The 16561-nt window shown below is 40.3% G+C and carries 18 protein-coding genes and 2 pseudogenes; 18 read left to right on the top strand and 2 right to left on the bottom strand.

Annotation, left to right across the window (positions count from 1 at the left end):
- Window positions 1–98 precede the first annotated feature (98 nt).
- A pseudogene (locus QM917_RS04390) lies at window positions 99–976 on the top strand (glycosyltransferase family 2 protein).
- Between the two features lie 105 nt (window positions 977–1081).
- Here the strand turns inward: QM917_RS04390 and rnjA are convergent.
- Window positions 1082–2761, bottom strand: a complete 1680-nt coding sequence (gene rnjA / locus QM917_RS04385) for a ribonuclease J1 (protein WP_045762525.1) — start codon at window positions 2759–2761, stop codon at window positions 1082–1084.
- 1 nt (window position 2762) lies between these two features.
- Window positions 2763–2996 carry a DNA-dependent RNA polymerase subunit epsilon gene (locus QM917_RS04380; RefSeq protein WP_000639587.1) on the bottom strand — a complete coding sequence of 78 codons (234 nt, stop codon included), beginning with the start codon at window positions 2994–2996 and terminating at the stop codon, window positions 2763–2765.
- Between the two features lie 418 nt (window positions 2997–3414).
- On the opposite strand from QM917_RS04380, the gene QM917_RS04375 reads away from it, so the two are divergent.
- From QM917_RS04375 to QM917_RS04295, 17 genes and pseudogenes are all read left to right on the top strand, one after another.
- Entirely contained in the window at window positions 3415–3621 is a 207-nt protein-coding gene (locus QM917_RS04375) for a hypothetical protein (protein ID WP_414285013.1), read from the top strand.
- Window positions 3622–3731: 110 nt separating this feature from the next.
- The gene (tsaB, locus tag QM917_RS04370) at window positions 3732–4415 is read left to right on the top strand and encodes a tRNA (adenosine(37)-N6)-threonylcarbamoyltransferase complex dimerization subunit type 1 TsaB (protein ID WP_414285011.1); all 684 of its coding nucleotides are present in this window, start codon (window positions 3732–3734) and stop codon (window positions 4413–4415) included.
- The gene (rimI, locus tag QM917_RS04365) at window positions 4412–4849 is read left to right on the top strand and encodes a ribosomal protein S18-alanine N-acetyltransferase (protein WP_414285010.1); all 438 of its coding nucleotides are present in this window, start codon (window positions 4412–4414) and stop codon (window positions 4847–4849) included. Before tsaB ends, rimI begins: the two co-directional genes overlap by 4 nt.
- Window positions 4839–5849: a tRNA (adenosine(37)-N6)-threonylcarbamoyltransferase complex transferase subunit TsaD gene (gene tsaD / locus QM917_RS04360; RefSeq protein ID WP_375555428.1), complete on the top strand. Its 1011-nt coding sequence runs from the start codon at window positions 4839–4841 to the stop codon at window positions 5847–5849. The genes rimI and tsaD overlap by 11 nt, the downstream gene beginning before the upstream one ends.
- Before the next feature lie 111 nt (window positions 5850–5960).
- Window positions 5961–6824 (top strand): XRE/MutR family transcriptional regulator, encoded by an 864-nt coding sequence (locus tag QM917_RS04355; RefSeq protein ID WP_414276245.1) that lies wholly within the window; start codon window positions 5961–5963, stop codon window positions 6822–6824.
- Window positions 6825–7061: 237 nt separating this feature from the next.
- A complete protein-coding gene (locus QM917_RS04350) occupies window positions 7062–7730 on the top strand; it encodes a lysostaphin resistance A-like protein (RefSeq protein WP_414276246.1) in 669 nt (222 codons plus the stop codon).
- A 120-nt stretch (window positions 7731–7850) separates the two neighbouring features.
- Window positions 7851–8524, top strand: a pseudogene (locus QM917_RS04345) (lysostaphin resistance A-like protein).
- Window positions 8525–8535: 11 nt separating this feature from the next.
- The gene (locus QM917_RS04340) at window positions 8536–9204 is read left to right on the top strand and encodes a lysostaphin resistance A-like protein (RefSeq protein WP_414276247.1); all 669 of its coding nucleotides are present in this window, start codon (window positions 8536–8538) and stop codon (window positions 9202–9204) included.
- 120 nt (window positions 9205–9324) lie between these two features.
- Window positions 9325–9999: a lysostaphin resistance A-like protein gene (locus QM917_RS04335; RefSeq protein ID WP_414285008.1), complete on the top strand. Its 675-nt coding sequence runs from the start codon at window positions 9325–9327 to the stop codon at window positions 9997–9999.
- 161 nt (window positions 10000–10160) lie between these two features.
- Window positions 10161–10856 carry an AzlC family ABC transporter permease gene (locus QM917_RS04330; RefSeq protein WP_414285006.1) on the top strand — a complete coding sequence of 232 codons (696 nt, stop codon included), beginning with the start codon at window positions 10161–10163 and terminating at the stop codon, window positions 10854–10856.
- Entirely contained in the window at window positions 10846–11169 is a 324-nt protein-coding gene (locus QM917_RS04325; protein WP_414285004.1) for an AzlD domain-containing protein, read from the top strand. Before QM917_RS04330 ends, QM917_RS04325 begins: the two co-directional genes overlap by 11 nt.
- A gap of 102 nt (window positions 11170–11271) precedes the next feature.
- The gene (locus tag QM917_RS04320) at window positions 11272–12114 is read left to right on the top strand and encodes an amino acid ABC transporter substrate-binding protein (RefSeq protein ID WP_414285002.1); all 843 of its coding nucleotides are present in this window, start codon (window positions 11272–11274) and stop codon (window positions 12112–12114) included.
- Between the two features lie 153 nt (window positions 12115–12267).
- Entirely contained in the window at window positions 12268–13122 is an 855-nt protein-coding gene (locus QM917_RS04315) for a MetQ/NlpA family ABC transporter substrate-binding protein (protein ID WP_000694516.1), read from the top strand.
- A 122-nt stretch (window positions 13123–13244) separates the two neighbouring features.
- The gene (locus QM917_RS04310; RefSeq protein WP_414285001.1) at window positions 13245–14618 is read left to right on the top strand and encodes a M20 family metallopeptidase; all 1374 of its coding nucleotides are present in this window, start codon (window positions 13245–13247) and stop codon (window positions 14616–14618) included.
- A complete protein-coding gene (locus QM917_RS04305; RefSeq protein ID WP_075232311.1) occupies window positions 14611–15672 on the top strand; it encodes a methionine ABC transporter ATP-binding protein in 1062 nt (353 codons plus the stop codon). Before QM917_RS04310 ends, QM917_RS04305 begins: the two co-directional genes overlap by 8 nt.
- A gap of 1 nt (window position 15673) precedes the next feature.
- Window positions 15674–16366, top strand: a complete 693-nt coding sequence (locus QM917_RS04300; RefSeq protein WP_004250431.1) for a methionine ABC transporter permease — start codon at window positions 15674–15676, stop codon at window positions 16364–16366.
- Window positions 16367–16475: 109 nt separating this feature from the next.
- Window positions 16476–16561 (top strand): IS630 transposase-related protein (locus QM917_RS04295; RefSeq protein WP_212750421.1); only part of this gene is annotated, 86 nt, incomplete at its 3' end.

Raw genomic sequence — 16561 nt, 5'->3', positions numbered from 1 at the left:
CAATCATCAACTTAGTATGGAGAAATATAATCAAGAGTTTGTGGCTAAGAGAATATGATTGTATCAATCCAGCGATATTTGAAGCACTTAGACTAAAAATTGAAAAAATAAGTGTTATCGTTCCTGTTTATATGTCAGAGACCTATCTTGAAAATGTTTAGATAGCATTCTTCAACAAACTTATCAAAATCTTGAAGTTATTTTAATCAATGATGGCTCAACGGATGGTTCAGCAGCTATTTGTCAACGATATAAGAATCAAGATGCGCGTGTTAAAGTTTTCCATAAGCCAGATGGAGGAGTTGCTTCCAGTCGTAATCGTGCCTTGGAAGCTGTGACAGGTGATTACATTGTCTTTGTTGATAATGATGATTGGCTAGAGTTAGACCATATCCAAAGCCTTTATGATTTATTGGAAAAAACGGATGCAGATATTGCAATTGGTAATTTCACTCAGTTTATTGAAGATCAGGGGAGTTTTTTAATCCATGTAGGTGCAGACAACTATTTTGAACAAGTGTATAGCCCTTTTGATTGGTTCCATCATCAATATGACGGAAAATATAATCTTAGTCAATGTTTTACTGTTCCGTGGGCAAAACTCTATAAAGCGGAGCTTTTCAAGGATATTGTCTATCCAACGTATCAGAAGGTAGAAGACGATTATACGACCTATAAGGTTTATCTTCAAGCAGATAAGATTGCCTATATGAATAAAGCCATTTATATTCATAGAAAACGCTCCACAAGTGTGACTAGAACAGTTAATCTTGCAGATGTTTATCCTTTAAAGAGTATTGAAGAGCGTCTGACTATTTTGAATCTGATTGGGGCACCTCAGGAGTTGTTGGATAAGGAAATTCAGGCTTATAAATGGCGATTATCCATTCATGAAGAAGAATCATTGAAACGCGGAGATATGGAAGCTTATCAACAGATTTTGGTGAAAAAAGCTATTGAGACCAAGCGTCGGTGAGAGCGATAGGATTTATAGACTAGTTGATTAAAGAAAAATAATTAGTACAACTTATTGTAAAATAAAAAAATTCTCTGAAGTCATTCGATTTCAGAGAATTTTTTCTTATTCTTCATCTGGTGTGAGAATCATCGGAATGATGATTGGTTCACGTTCAGTATTTTCGTAAAGGAATGGTCGAATGGCGTTTACGATAGCGCCATTGACAGATTGGACGCTGGCATCTTTGTTTTTCAATGCGATACGAATAGCATTGAAAAGGATACGTTGGCTTTGGCGAATCAAGTCGCCGGACTCTCTCATGTAGACAAATCCACGGCTGAGAATATCTGGTCCAGATAGAATCATCTGAGACTTGAAGTCAACGGTTGCGACAGCCAGTACAACGCCATCTTCAGATAGATCGCGACGATCTTTAAGCACAGCTGCACCGATTTCACCGATACGATTTCCATCGACGTAGATATCTTGAGCATTAAAATGACCAGCGATACGGGCAGAATTTGCAGTAAGGGCAAGCACATCACCATTACTCATGATAAAGATATTGTCCTTCTCAACCCCAGTATCCACCGCTAGCCCAGCGTGAACTTTCTGCATACGGTATTCACCGTGAACAGGCATGAAGTATTTTGGCTTAATCAAGCGGAGCATGAGTTTTTGCTCTTGCTGACCACCGTGTCCAGATGTATGGATATTGTTAATCTTACCATGGATAACTTCAACCCCAGCTTCAGAAATGATGTTAATCAATTTGTTGACGCTAGTGGTGTTTCCTGGAATTGGGCTAGATGAGAAGATAACGGTATCACCAGGTTGGAGTTGCACTTGACGGTGGGTTCCGTTAGCGATACGAGAGAGGGCTGCCATAGGTTCACCCTGACTTCCTGTACAGAGGATAAGAATCTCACCCGCAGGGTAGTCTTTGATTTCATTTGGCTCGATAAAGGTTCCCTTAGGTGCCTTGATGTAGCCAAGTTCAATCCCGTTAACAATGGCCTTTTCCATAGAGCGCCCAAAGACTGCGATCTTACGCCCGGTCTTAACAGCAGCTTCCGTTGCTTGCTGGAGACGGAAGATATTTGAGGCAAAGGATGCAAAGATGATACGTCCTTCGATACCTTGGATAATCTTCATGATCGACTGGCCGACAACCTTTTCAGAGTTTGTAAAGGTTGGAACCTCAGCATTGGTCGAGTCAGAGAGTAAGCAAAGCACTCCGTCTTCACCTAGGGCTGCCATACGGTGCAAGTCTGCAGGTTCACCAACTGGTGTAAAGTCAAACTTGAAGTCACCTGTACAGACGATTTTCCCTTGAGGGGTATGGATGACAATTCCCAATGGTTCTGGAATCGAGTGGGTTGTTCTAAAGAAAGTTGCTTTAAGGTTTTTAAAGGTCAACTCCGTGTTGTGGTTGATTTCGTGAAGTGTAGCATTGCGCAAAAGTCCATGCTCTTCGAGTTTTCCACGGATTAAGGCAAGGGCCAGTGGACCAGCATAGATAGGGATGTTTGCTTGCTTGAGCAAGAAAGGAATCCCTCCGATATGGTCCTCGTGTCCGTGGGTAATCAAGAGAGCCTTGACGCGGTCGATATTTTCGACAATGTAAGAGTAATCAGGAATGACGTAGTCGATACCCAGCAAGTCATCTTCTGGGAATTTAATCCCAGCATCAACGATGATGATTTCGTCTTGGTATTCGATACCATATGTGTTTTTTCCGATTTCTCCTAGACCACCAATGGCAAAAACGCCGACTTCTTCTGGTTTAAGAGTGTAGGCCATATTAGAACTCCGTAATTTCGAATGCGCCAGTTTCTTTTTCGTAGTCTAGCAATTTGTCAGACAAGAGTTCGATATACTCGATATTATACTCTGGACGATTTTCTTCGACAAGTTGGCGAGCAGCGATACGTCCTTCAAGTTCTGAACTAGCATCGATGTCTAAGTATAGTGAGCGTGTTGTTTCACGACGTGGGCTGCGTTCTTTTGTTTCTTGATAAAAAACTTTGTAAATCATATGTTTCCTTTCTGCTTTCAGGTCAGCTATATTCAAAAATGCTCAGTTTGAAGCTGGTTTGATTCCAGTTCATTTTTTGTCTTCATTGACCTTGATTCGTTACAATTATCTCAATTATAACATAAAAAGGGGAATTAGTAAAAGCAGGAAACATGAAAGTAAGGAGCTTGAAATGGGTTTCATTTTACCTTGTATAAGTATTTGAAGACATCCGATGCAAGTGCTATAATAAAGTTAGAAAAGAGGTTTTTCTTGATTAAGGAGGACTAGCTATGCTTGATTTTGTGTTTCACCTATTTGGATGGAAATTCTACATATTGCTACAACTGCTTGGGCTCCTTTTGAGGCTATGTGCTCCTTTTCATTAGATGATGATTTTGAAATATTTGCCTTTAGAATTAGAGAAAGGAGGCTCTCTATGTTTCAACTAGCTATCGCGATTCGTCTCTTGGTATTTGCTGTTTTTGTTGCCTGTGTTTACGGTGGCAATTTAGTATTTGTTCGGCTGGAACATAGAAAAACAGCTTTACACTGGAAAATTCTCTTTGTAACACTGTATTCCATTTTCCTCCTTCTTGTGACCTATGTGGTCTGGCTTGTATTTTACTTTGGTTTGAATGCTTAAGTACTTGTCCTGTCTGTTTGGCAGGACATTTTTGTTTCAAAACAAAGAAAATTCCCATGCGCCTTCTTTTGTAGTATAATAGTAAACAGACAAAAAGATAGGAATGTGTTATGAAAGTATTAGCATTTGATACGTCCAGCAAGGCTCTTTCTCTAGCTATTTTAGAGGACAAGCAAGTTCTTGCCGAGACGACAATCAATATCAAAAAAAATCACAGTATTACCCTTATGCCAGCCATTGATTTTTTGATGGCTAGTCTAGATTTGACGCCTAAAGATTTGGATCGAATCGTTGTAGCAGAGGGGCCAGGTAGCTACACAGGTTTGCGAATCGCGGTAGCAACTGCCAAGACCTTGGCTCATACCCTGAACATTGAGTTAGTGGGGATGTCTAGCCTTTTAGCTCTGGTACCGAGCCAGCAGGAAGGTTTGGTTGTTCCTTTGATGGATGCGCGTCGTAACAATGTTTATGCAGGATTTTATGAAAATACCCAGCCTGTCTTTCCAGAGGCGCATCTGTCCTTTGCAGAAGTTTTGGGGCAAGTCAAAGATGCTGAACAAGTCACTTTTGTCGGTGAAGTAGGAGCCTTTGTGGAGCAAATTCGAGATCAATTACCACAGGCTAATTACCAAGAAACTTTGCCAAATGCAGCTAATCTGGCTCTATGGGCTTGGGACAAGGAAGCAGACTCCTTGCATGACTTTGTGCCAAATTACCTCAAGCGTGTAGAAGCTGAGGAAAATTGGCTCAAGAATCACACTGAATCTGGCGAGTCCTACATTAAACGCCTATGATAGAGGTTAAACGAATCCAACGGCAGCCTGACTTGGATCAAGCCATCTACGCTGTCATGGCAGCTGTTTATTCAGTCAGTCCTTGGACGTTGGAACAAATCCAAGCAGACCTGTCCCAAGACCAGACTTGGTATGCTCTGGCTTACGATGGGGTGGAAGTGATAGGTTTTCTAGCTGTTCAGGAAAATTTATTTGAAGCAGAAGTCCTGCAAATCGCTGTCAAAGGAACCTATCAGGGTCAGGGAATTGCGTCAACCTTATTTGCTCAATTACCGACAGATAAGGAGATTTTCCTCGAAGTCAGAAAGTCAAATCAACGAGCACAGGCATTTTATAAGAAAGAAAGAATGGCAGTCATCGCTGATAGAAAGTCCTACTACCATGATCCAGTCGAGGACGCCATTATCATGAAGAGAGAAATAGATGAAGGATAGATATATTTTAGCATTTGAGACATCTTGCGATGAAACCAGTGTCGCCGTATTGAAAAACGACGACGAGCTCTTATCCAATGTCATTGCTAGTCAAATTGAGAGTCACAAACGTTTTGGTGGTGTAGTGCCAGAAGTGGCTAGTCGTCACCATGTTGAGGTTATTACAGCCTGTATTGAGGAGGCGCTGGCAGAAGCAGGGATTACAGAAGAAGATGTAACAGCTGTTGCGGTTACTTATGGACCAGGCTTGGTCGGAGCCTTGCTTGTTGGTTTGTCAGCTGCCAAGGCATTTGCTTGGGCACATGGACTTCCGCTGATTCCCGTTAACCACATGGCTGGCCACCTCATGGCAGCTCAAAGTGTGGAGCCTTTGGAATTCCCCTTACTAGCTCTATTAGTCAGTGGTGGGCACACAGAGTTGGTCTATGTTTCTGAGGCTGGTGATTATAAGATTGTTGGTGAAACTCGTGATGATGCGGTTGGTGAAGCCTATGATAAGGTCGGACGTGTCATGGGCTTGACCTATCCAGCAGGTCGTGAGATCGATGAACTTGCTCATCAGGGGCAGGATGTGTATGATTTCCCTCGTGCCATGATTAAGGAGGATAATCTGGAGTTCTCATTCTCAGGTTTGAAGTCTGCCTTTATCAATCTTCACCACAATGCCGAGCAAAAGGGAGAAAGCTTATCCAAGGAAGACCTATCTGCTTCTTTCCAAGCTGCAGTTATGGACATTCTCATGGCAAAAACTAAAAAAGCCTTAGAGAAATACCCTGTTAAAACCCTCGTTGTAGCTGGTGGTGTAGCAGCTAACAAAGGATTAAGAGAACGCTTGGCAGCTGAAATCACTGACGTCAAGGTTATCATTCCACCTCTGCGTCTTTGCGGGGACAATGCAGGCATGATTGCCTACGCAAGCGTCAGCGAGTGGAACAAAGAAAACTTTGCAGGATTGGAGCTAAATGCCAAACCTAGCCTCGCTTTTGATACTATAGAATGAAAAGTCAGCTTGAAGCTGGCTTTTTTGCTAAAATATTTTATAATATGTTAAAAAAGTAAAAAGTTTTTACGAATAGAATAGTAAAGGGAATTTTAAAAAGGGAGCTTGCCTATGATTGAAAAACAGGAATTAGGAGAATTTTACAAGGAATTGCGCCTGGCGAGAAAGCTCAAGCAGTCAGATGTGGCTTGTGGTGGACTAACAGCCTCTCAGCTATCCAAGTTCGAACTAGGGCAGTCCATGCTGTCTGCGGATAAGTTGATCCTAGCTATCCAAGGGATAAATGTGACCTTTGATGAGTTTGGTCATAAGCTCAACAACTACCAAGAATCTCCACATATGCGATTTGGTAGAAGGATTGTGGATCGTTTTGCCCATCAAGATATAGCTGGTTTAGAGCAATTGTTGAAAGAAATTGAGCAAGAACAGATGGCGCAGACCTATCGTCGTTTGAACTCTATTGTGATTAAAGATGCTATCCATTCACTAGATAAAAGATATCCGCTAGCAGAGGAGGATAGCGAGTTTTTAACCACCTATCTCTATGCTATCGAGTCTTGGACATGGTTTGAACTCTATATTTTTTGCAATACCATGCCTTTTTTGAGCAATCAAGATTTAATCTTTTTATCAACCTCCTTACTCGAAAAATCCAAGGAATTTAAAGAATTGGCACACAATAGATTATATATGAAAAGTGGCTTTCTAAATATTATCTCAGAGCTTATGGAGCGCAAACTTTTCTCTTACATCCCAATCTTTGAATCTGAGTTGGAGAGTATGCTCCATCCGTATGATGTTTTTGAGAAAGTATCATGGCAATTTTTAAAGAAATTGAGTGTTTTCCTTCAAACCAAGGGAAGCAATCAAAAAGAGATTGAACACTTTATCCAATCTCTGAAAATATTAGAAAATCCACAATTAACAGCTCTTTTTGAACTACGCTTACAGCAATACAAAGCACTTATCGATTAGTTAGAAATGGGGAAATGATAATAATATCAGCAACAATTGTCAATAATGTTATGATTTGTTTCTTCATTTCATGTCCTCATATATAGTGGTAACTATATTATATCAGTGAAAAAGTCAAATCCATAAAAATCGCAAATGTGAAATTTCCATAAGAAAAAATATCAAATATGCGATTTTTTTAAATATGGAATTTTTCGTGTTATACTGTCTTCATTCCATAGTATAGGAGAAAAAAGAATGAAAAAGATCATCTCACGCTACTACTTTTTTGTAGCCATTCTACTTGTCATTGTTTACCAGTACTTCAGTGGTCTGGTTTTAAACAACGATTTTACTGCTGGTCTATCTAAATTTGGCTATTACTTTTCGGATATGATGTTGAACTTTTTGGTGGTTCTGCTTGTTTTTATTTTCATGGTAGGGGCAGGAAAATGGCAACAAATTAACAGTAGAAAATTTAAAGGGTCCTATCTTTTTTATTCCTTTTTAGCTTTTCTTGCTTTATTTATTTGGAATTTTATCAAATTTTTCCTATTCCCACCTACCCAAAATGGACTTGCTTACCAATTCGCTGCTCCGACTTTTACAGGCGCTACGGCATTTTTGATGTATTTTTTCTATCCTGTGATTGCAGGTCCCATTTTTGAAGAGATGATTTATCGTGGATTGGTGATGACCGCTTTGGAAAAAGGGAAAAAATGGGGACTGGACGTGCTTGGTTCTGCTGCTTTATTTGGAATTCTGCATATTAGTGATTATGGTTGGGTCTTGACAGACTTTTTCGTATATATGGGTGGCGGTATCATATTTGCGGTCTTGTTTAGAGTGACAAAGTCTATTTATTGGCCTATTGGACTGCATATAGTCTATAACGGTATCGGGCATATACTTCCTTTGTTATTTTAGAGGATTTTGAGAATCATAAATCAAGTGAAGAGTCCTCATCGTGGTGCTTTTGATTGGGCTGTAGAGCCAACAGGTGAGTGGTTAAGACGTCGTCGATAAAATAGTATAGGAAGTAATTAAATGAAGAAAATGAAAGAAATGAAATTTCACCTAGCAACTGGCTTGTTGCTTTTGACTTATTACCTCATTTTTAATGTCATACCAGACTTAGATTTTACTGTAGCTTTGTCTGATGAGATCTACTATGTGTTTCAGGTTTTATTGGTACTTATCTTGGGAACCGTATCTACAATTATTTTTGTCAAAAGCGAACATTGGAAAGAGTGTGGTCGTTTCCAGTTTCGTTGGTCTTACCTAGGTGTTTTCTTTCTTTTTTCTTATTATTTGTGTGGGCAAATCTAGCAACTCGTATCTTTCCTCGTACGCAAAATGGAAGTACGGTAGTGGAAGTAGCCACCAGTTTGACAGGAATTAGCTATTTTATTACGCGTGTACTTTACGGTAGCCTTATCGCACCTGTAGCAGAAGAAATCGTGTGTCGTGGTTTTTTGATGACAAGCTTGTCTAAATTTAAAAACTACTATATTGATGTTCTTGTTTCTGCTGCCATATTTGGTGCTATGCATGTTTTACAGCATGGTTGGATAACGACAGATTTCATACTCTACTTTGTAATGGGCTTGATATTTTGCATGATGTTTCGATATACACGCTCTATTTATTGGGCCATAGCTTTACATGCTTCATGGAATACCTTCTTGCTCATTGTCAGTTTATTGGTGTTTGGATTTTAGAAGGGTGATATATGAAAAAGATAATCTCACGCTACTACTTGTTTGTAGCTATTCTACTTATCATGGCGGACCAGTTCTTCATCCGTCTGGTTTTACACAGCGACTTGGCTGCTGGTCTATCTGATTTTGGCTATTATTTTTCGGATATGATATTGAATTTTCTTGTGGTTTTGCTTGCTCTTGTTGCCATGATTTGGTCAGGAAAATGGCAACAAATCAATAGCAGAAAATTTAAAGTGTCCTATCTTTTCTATTTCTTTTTAGCTCTTCTAGCTTTTTTTGTTTGGAATTTCGTTACATTTTTTATTTTTCCGTCCACCCAAAATGAAATTTCTTATCAACTGGATCTTCCTACTTTTACAGGTCCTACTGCATTTTTGATGTATTTTTTCTATCCAGTGATTGCAGGTCCCATTTTTGAAGAGATGATCTATCGTGGATTGGTGATGACAGCTCTGGAAAAAGGGAAGAAGTGGGGACTGGATATGCTTGGTTCGGCTGCTTTATTTGGAATCTTGCATATCAGTAGTCATGGTTGGGTCTTGACAGACTTTTTCGTATATATGGGTGGTGGTCTAATAATGGCAGTCTTTTTTAGAGTGACAAAGTCTATTTATTGGCCTATTGGACTGCATATAGTTAATAATGCCATTGCTCAAATTCTGCCTTTGTTATTTTAGTGGATTTTGAGAATTGTAAATAAAGGGATGAGTCCTAATCGTGGTGCTTCTGATTGGATGAAAGGACTCTGGGAAGGTTTGGCTGAAAGACGACGTAAATAAAACTTAAAAGGATCAACGATGAAAAAGAAAGATAAGAAATTCTACTTGTCAACTGTTTTGATAATAATCATCTATTACTTAATTTTCAATTTTGTAGCAAGGTTAGAATTTGTTAACCAATTATCAGATTTTGGATTTTATGGCTTACAAATTTTATTGATAGCTCTTGAGGGGATTGCTGCTACAGTGGTTCTTGTAAAGAGTCAAGGTTGGAAAGAATGCGGTCGCTTCCAGTTCCGTTGGGCTTATCTGGGTGTCTTCTTTCTTTTCTTTATACTGATGTTTGTGTGGGTAAATATAACGACTCTGATTTTTCCTAGCACGCAAAATGGGAGCGAAATGATGAAAGAAGCTGCTAATTTGACAGGAATTAGTTACTTTATTATGCGCATTCTCTATGGCAGTCTCATTGCTCCTATCGTTGAAGAGTTAGTTTTTCGTGGGCTTCTGATGACGGCATTGTCCAAATTTAAAAAGTATTATGTTGATGTCGTCGTTTCCTCCACACTCTTTAGTCTTATCCATGTTTTACAGTATGGCTGGGTGTTAACAGATTTCATCGTTTATGCGGGAGCAGGTCTCTTGTTCGGTATGCTATTTCGTTATACTCGTTCAGTTTATTGGCCAATGGCTCTTCATATCTTGTGGAATACATTTTTAATCGTTGTTAGTTTATTGGTATTTGGGTATTAAATCTAAAATAGTTTATAAGTTGCATCATGAGACTGGCTTCCCAGTCTTTTTCTGTTCTTGTCAGTCAGCAGACTTTTTTCTATTTCACGAATATGTTATAATGATGTTTGCTGTGACTGTTTGGAAAGCAGTTGCTGAAGGAATGATTAGTGAGGAAATCTATGAAAGAAAAAGGATTTTGGGAAGGTGTGCAGGCTGCGGTACCGACGGCTCTGGGCTATGTTAGCATCGGCCTTGCCTGTGGGATTATCGGTTCGCCCTATGTGACACCAGTAGAAATGGGGCTGATGAGTCTCTTTGTTTATGCTGGGAGTGCCCAGTTTGCTATGATAGCCTTGATAGCAGTTCAAGCGCCTGTGGCAGCCATTGCTATGACGGTCTTTTTGATCAATTTGCGTCTATTTTTGTTGAGCTTACATGCGTCGACCTATTTTCGCCATACCAGTCTTTGGCAAAACATCGGTATGTCTAGTCTTTTGACCGATGAGACCTATGGCGTTTTGATGGGTGAGTTGGCTCATACGGATAAGGTTAACCCCATGTGGATGCACGGGAACAACCTTAACAGCTATGTGGCTTGGTTTGTCGGAACTGTTGTCGGAACTGCTCTAGGTGGACTTCTACCAAATCCAGAAATTTTTGGCTTAGATTTTGCCCTAGTGGGGATGTTTATTGGGATTTTTACTTCCCAGTTTCAGATTATGCAAAAACGGATTCCTTTGCGCAATCTCTTCATAATTTTAGCAGTTGTAGCTGTATCTTTCTTCTTGCTCTTGACAGTAGTGTCTCAGTCGCTAGCCGTTCTGTTTGCGACCTTGCTAGGTTGTACCATGGGGGTGGTCTTGGATGGTCAGTAAGTATATTTTATTAGCAATTATCTTTTCTGGCTTGGTGACTTGGATTCCAAGAATGATTCCTTTCATCCTAGCCAAGTACAAGGGTTTGCCGCCTATCGTAGAGCGCTTTTTGAAATTTCTACCAGTTTCTATTATCTTTGCCTTGATTCTTTCAAGTGTGGTGACAGGAAAAGTTGGAAGTCTCCCGCAGATAAAGTGGTTAGATTTTTTAGCAGTCTTTCCAACGGCCTTTGTAGCCTTTCGTTACCGCAATCTGGTTGGGACTGTTCTCTTTGGAGTAGTCTTGATAGCAGTCCTACGTTTGGTCTTTTAATCAGCCATAAAGAAAACCTATCACAAATATAGAAATCATATAATAGCGTAATTTCTTTTTTTCTGTTAAGATAAGATTGTATTCTATTTTGGAGGATTTATCATGAAAAAAATCGTTAAATATTCATCACTTGCTGCTCTAGGGCTTGTAGCCGCAGGTGTATTGGTAGCTTGCTCAGGTGGTGAAAAGAAAGATGCTGCATCTGGTGAAGCAACATCTGGTAAAAAAGAAATCGTTGTAGCAACTAACGCGTCACCAAAACCATTTAACTATGAAGAAAACGGTGAGTTGACTGGTTTTGAGATTGAGGTTGTTCGCGCCATCTTTAAAGACTCTGACAAGTATGATGTCAAGTTTGAAAAGACAGAATGGTCAGGAATCTTTGCAGGCCTTGACGCAGATCGTTACCAAATGGCGGTTAACAACATTAGCTATACAAAAGAACGTGCAGAAAAATATCTTTACGCAGCACCAACTGCTAAAAACCCTAATGTTCTCGTAGTTAAGAAAGATGATAACAGCATCAAATCACTTGATGATATCGGTGGAAAATCTACTGAAGTCGTTCAAGGAACAACATCAGCTAAACAATTGGAAGAATACAACAAACAACACGCAGATAACCCAACTGTCCTTAACTATACAAAAGCTGACTTCCAACAAATCATGGGACGTTTGAGCGATGGACAATTTGACTACAAGATTTTTGATAAAATCGGTGTAGAAACAGTTATCAAAAACCAAGGTTTGGATAACTTGAAAGTCATCGAACTTCCAAGTGACCAACAACCTTACGTTTACCCACTTCTTGCAAAAGGTCAAGATGAATTGAAATCATTTGTTGACAAACGCATCCAAGAACTCTACAAAGACGGAACTCTTGAAAAATTATCTCAACAGTTCTTTGGTGGTTCTTACCTCCCAGCAGAAGCTGACATCAAATAAGTTTGTAAATCATCCATTCTCTCGTAGGTGGATGATTTTGTAACTTTTAGACATATAGTTTAAAACTATATGTCTGCCTATCTAATAACAATTTGCGAAATCAAATAAAGTGTGAGATACTATTACAGTATTATTTTTAAAGGAGAACGAATCATGAAAATTAAAAAATGGTTAGGCGTAGCAGCTATCGCTACAGTAGCAGGCCTTGCACTTGCAGCTTGCGGAAATTCAGACAAGAAAGCAGACAACACAACTACAGTTAAAATCGCGACTGTTAACCGTAGCGGTTCAGAAGAAGCACGCTGGGACAAAGTCCAAGAATTGGTTGAAAAAGACGGAATTAAATTGGAATTCACAGAGTTTACAGACTACTCACAACCAAATAAAGCAACTGCTGATGGTGAAGTAGACTTGAACGCTTTCCAACACTACAACTTCTTGAACAACTGGAACAAAGAAAACGGTAAAGACCTTGTAGCGATTGCAGATACTTATATCTCACCAATCCGCCTTTACTCAGGTAAAAATGGGGAAGAAAACAAGTACACTAAAGTGGAAGAAATCCCAAACAACGGTGAAATTGCTATTCCAAACGATGCTACTAACGAAAGCCGTGCCCTTTACCTTCTTCAATCAGCTGGTTTGATTAAATTGGATGTTTCAGGAACTGAACTTGCTACAATCGCAAACATCAAAGAAAATCCAAAGAACTTGAAAATCACTGAGTTGGACGCTAGCCAAACAGCTCGTTCATTGACTTCAGTTGATGCAGCAGTTGTAAACAACACTTTTGTTACAGAAGCAAAATTGGACTACAAGAAAGCACTCTTTAAAGAGCAAGCTGACGAAAACTCAAAACAATGGTACAACATCATCGTTGCGAAAAAAGATTGGGAATCATCACCTAAAGCTGATGCAATCAAGAAAATTATCGCAGCTTACCATACTGATGAAGTGAAAAAAGTCATCGAAGAAACTTCAGACGGCTTGGATCAACCAGTTTGGTAATAAACATAGGGAGGTGGGAGAGATTTTTTCCACCTCTTGCTTTTATATAGAGACTAAAGAAAAGGAACATCCACTTGTATTGATTCCAAAGGTACAAGTCCTAGTAGAAAGGTAGAGATAAAATGGTTTTCCCTAGCCAAGAAGAACAAATTGAAAAGTTTGAAAAAGATCATGTAGCGCAACATTATTTTGAAGTTTTGCGGACCTTGATTTCTAAAAAATCAGTCTTTGCCCAACAAGTCGGCCTGAAAGAGGTGGCTCGTTATCTAGGCGAAATTTTCAAGCGTGTAGGTGCAGAGGTCGAGATTGATGAGAGTTATACGGCACCCTTTGTCATGGCGCATTTTAAAAGTTCACGCCCAAATGCCAAGACTATCATTTTCTACAACCACTATGACACCGTACCTGCGGATGGCGACCAAGTCTGGACAGAGGATCCATTTACGCTTTCTGTGCGTGATGGCATCATGTATGGACGCGGGGTTGATGATGACAAGGGACATATCACTGCCCGCTTGAGTGCTCTTAGAAAATACATGCAGCATCATGATGATCTACCAGTCAATATCAGTTTCATCATGGAAGGAGCTGAAGAGTCTGCCTCTATGGACTTGGACAAATATTTAGAAAAACATGCGGACAAGCTTCGTGGTGCAGATTTATTGGTCTGGGAACAAGGAACCAAAAATGCCTTGGAACAGCTAGAAATCTCTGGTGGGAACAAGGGGATTGTAACCTTTGATGCCAAGGTCAAGAGTGCTGATGTGGATATCCACTCTAGCTATGGCGGTATTGTAGAGTCGGCGCCTTGGTATCTGATTCAAGCTTTGACCAGTTTGCGAGCTGCAGATGGACGTATTTTAGTTGAGGGCTTGTACGATGAGGTTCAAGAGCCTAACGAACGAGAGTTAGCCTTGGTTGAAACCTATGCCCAACGCAATCCAGAGGAAATCAGCCAGATTTATGGCTTGGAATTGCCACTTTTACAAGAGGAACGTACAGCCTTTCTCAAACGTTTCTTCTTTGAGCCAGCCCTCAATATCGAGGGTATCCAGTCAGGTTATCAAGGGCAAGGTGTTAAAACGATTCTACCAGCAGAGGCTAGTGCCAAGCTAGAAGTTCGTTTGGTTCCTGGCTTGGACCCGCATGATGTTTTGGATAAAATCCGGAAACAACTAGACAAAAACGGCTTTGATAAGGTAGAATTATACTATACCTTGGGTGAGATGAGTTATCGAAGCGATATGAGTGCACCATCTATTCTCAATGTTATTGAGTTGGCCAATAAATTCTATCCACAGGGCGTATCTGTCTTGCCAACAACTGCAGGGACAGGACCTATGCATACGGTCTTTGATGCCTTAGAAGTACCTATGGTTGCCTTTGGTCTAGGAAATGCTAATAGCCGAGACCATGGTGGAGATGAAAATGTGCGAATCGCAGATTATTACACCCATATTGAATTAGTAGAGGAGCTGATTAGAAGCTATGAGTAGAGATATTATCAAGTTAGATCAGATCGACGTGACTTTTCACCAAAAGAAAAGAACCATCACAGCGGTCAAGGATGTGACCATTCACATCCAAGAAGGGGATATCTACGGAATCGTTGGATATTCTGGAGCAGGGAAATCAACCCTAGTTCGTGTGATTAACCTCTTGCAAAAACCATCTGCAGGTCGAATTACTGTAGACAATGATGTAATTTTTGATGGCAAGGTTACCTTAACTGCGGAGCAATTACGTCATAAACGTCAAGATATTGGGATGATTTTCCAACACTTTAACCTGATGAGCCAGAAAACAGCAGAGGAAAATGTAGCCTTTGCCCTCAAACACTCTGGACTCAGCAAGGAAGAAAAGAAGGCTAAAGTAGCTAAGTTGTTGGACTTAGTTGGTCTTGCAGATCGTGCCGAAAACTATCCTTCACAATTATCTGGTGGTCAAAAACAACGTGTGGCTATTGCGCGTGCCTTGGCCAATGATCCAAAAATCTTGATTTCAGACGAGTCAACTTCAGCTCTGGATCCAAAGACAACGAAACAAATCTTGTCACTCTTGCAAGAATTGAACCGTAAACTAGGTTTGACCATTGTTTTGATTACACACGAGATGCAGATTGTCAAAGATATTGCTAACCGTGTAGCAGTGATGCAGGATGGTCGATTGATTGAAGAAGGTAGCGTTCTTGAAATCTTCTCTGATCCTAAGCAACCATTGACTCAGGACTTTATCTCGACTGCGACAGGTATCGATGAAGCTATGGTCAAGATTGAGAAACAGGAAATCGTAGAGCACTTATCTGAAAACAGCATTTTGGTACAACTCAAGTATGCAGGAGCTTCTACAGATGAGCCACTTTTGAATGAATTGTACAAACATTACCAAGTAACAGCCAATATTCTCTATGGGAACATTGAAATTTTGGATGGTACTCCTGTGGGTGAACTTGTGGTTGTCTTGTCAGGGGAAAAAGAAGCCTTGGCAAACGCTCAAGATGCTATCCGTCAAGCTGGTGTGCAACTAAAAGTATTGAAGGGAGGACAGTAAGATGGCAGAATTGATTAAAGCATACTTACCAAACGTCTATAAGATGGGTTGGTCTGGTCAGGCTGGCTGGGGAACAGCAATTTACTTGACCCTTTATATGACGGTTCTTTCCTTCATCATCGGAGGTTTCCTAGGGCTGGTTGCAGGGCTTTTCCTTGTCTTGACAGCTCCAGGTGGTGTCTTGGAAAATAAAGTTGTTTTCTGGATTTTAGACAAGATTACCTCTATCTTCCGTGCGGTGCCATTTATCATTCTCTTGGCAGTCTTGTCACCCTTCTCTCATCTAATCGTAGGGACAAGTATCGGACCAAATGCGGCTATTGTACCCCTATCTTTTGCAGTCTTTGCCTTTTTTGCCCGTCAAGTACAGGTGGTATTGGCAGAGCTAGATGGCGGTGTCATCGAGGCAGCTCAAGCCAGTGGAGCTACTTTCTGGGACATCGTGGGTGTTTACCTATCAGAAGGTCTACCAGACTTGATCCGTGTGACAACTGTAACCTTGATTTCCCTTGTCGGTGAAACAGCTATGGCGGGAGCGGTCGGAGCAGGTGGTATCGGTAACGTAGCTATCGCCTATGGATTTAACCGTTTCAATCATGATGTAACAGTCCTTGCGACACTCATCATTATCCTGATTATCTTTACAATTCAGTTCTTGGGAGACTTTTTGACCAAGAAATTAAGCCATAAATAAAAGAGCCGTGTGGCTCTCAGATTGAAGAAAAAGTCAGTTGTGAACAATTTTCTTCAATCTTTTTCTTTTATAGTCACTTAGTTTATAAAATACATGTTATAATAAAGCCATGGCATATAGTACAGATTTTAAACAACGAGCATTAGATTACATCAAAGAGGGACACAGCCATGTCGAGGCGGCCAAAGTTTTTGA

The organism is Streptococcus infantis (genome assembly GCF_047460685.1).
Classification (GTDB): domain Bacteria; phylum Bacillota; class Bacilli; order Lactobacillales; family Streptococcaceae; genus Streptococcus; species Streptococcus infantis_AD.
This window is presented reverse-complemented; position numbering and strand designations above follow the sequence as displayed.

Excerpts from the sequence above, each read along its gene's own strand:
- rnjA (WP_045762525.1), bottom strand. The coding sequence starts at position 2,761 with ATGGCCTACACTCTTAAACCAGAAGAAGTCGGCGTTTTTGCCATTGGT.
- QM917_RS04380 (WP_000639587.1), bottom strand. The coding sequence starts at position 2,996 with ATGATTTACAAAGTTTTTTATCAAGAAACAAAAGAACGCAGCCCACGT.
- QM917_RS04375 (WP_414285013.1), top strand. The coding sequence starts at position 3,415 with ATGTTTCAACTAGCTATCGCGATTCGTCTCTTGGTATTTGCTGTTTTT.
- tsaB (WP_414285011.1), top strand. The coding sequence starts at position 3,732 with ATGAAAGTATTAGCATTTGATACGTCCAGCAAGGCTCTTTCTCTAGCT.
- rimI (WP_414285010.1), top strand. The coding sequence starts at position 4,412 with ATGATAGAGGTTAAACGAATCCAACGGCAGCCTGACTTGGATCAAGCC.
- tsaD (WP_375555428.1), top strand. The coding sequence starts at position 4,839 with ATGAAGGATAGATATATTTTAGCATTTGAGACATCTTGCGATGAAACC.
- QM917_RS04355 (WP_414276245.1), top strand. The coding sequence starts at position 5,961 with ATGATTGAAAAACAGGAATTAGGAGAATTTTACAAGGAATTGCGCCTG.
- QM917_RS04350 (WP_414276246.1), top strand. The coding sequence starts at position 7,062 with ATGAAAAAGATCATCTCACGCTACTACTTTTTTGTAGCCATTCTACTT.
- QM917_RS04340 (WP_414276247.1), top strand. The coding sequence starts at position 8,536 with ATGAAAAAGATAATCTCACGCTACTACTTGTTTGTAGCTATTCTACTT.
- QM917_RS04335 (WP_414285008.1), top strand. The coding sequence starts at position 9,325 with ATGAAAAAGAAAGATAAGAAATTCTACTTGTCAACTGTTTTGATAATA.
- QM917_RS04330 (WP_414285006.1), top strand. The coding sequence starts at position 10,161 with ATGAAAGAAAAAGGATTTTGGGAAGGTGTGCAGGCTGCGGTACCGACG.
- QM917_RS04325 (WP_414285004.1), top strand. The coding sequence starts at position 10,846 with ATGGTCAGTAAGTATATTTTATTAGCAATTATCTTTTCTGGCTTGGTG.
- QM917_RS04320 (WP_414285002.1), top strand. The coding sequence starts at position 11,272 with ATGAAAAAAATCGTTAAATATTCATCACTTGCTGCTCTAGGGCTTGTA.
- QM917_RS04315 (WP_000694516.1), top strand. The coding sequence starts at position 12,268 with ATGAAAATTAAAAAATGGTTAGGCGTAGCAGCTATCGCTACAGTAGCA.
- QM917_RS04310 (WP_414285001.1), top strand. The coding sequence starts at position 13,245 with ATGGTTTTCCCTAGCCAAGAAGAACAAATTGAAAAGTTTGAAAAAGAT.
- QM917_RS04305 (WP_075232311.1), top strand. The coding sequence starts at position 14,611 with ATGAGTAGAGATATTATCAAGTTAGATCAGATCGACGTGACTTTTCAC.
- QM917_RS04300 (WP_004250431.1), top strand. The coding sequence starts at position 15,674 with ATGGCAGAATTGATTAAAGCATACTTACCAAACGTCTATAAGATGGGT.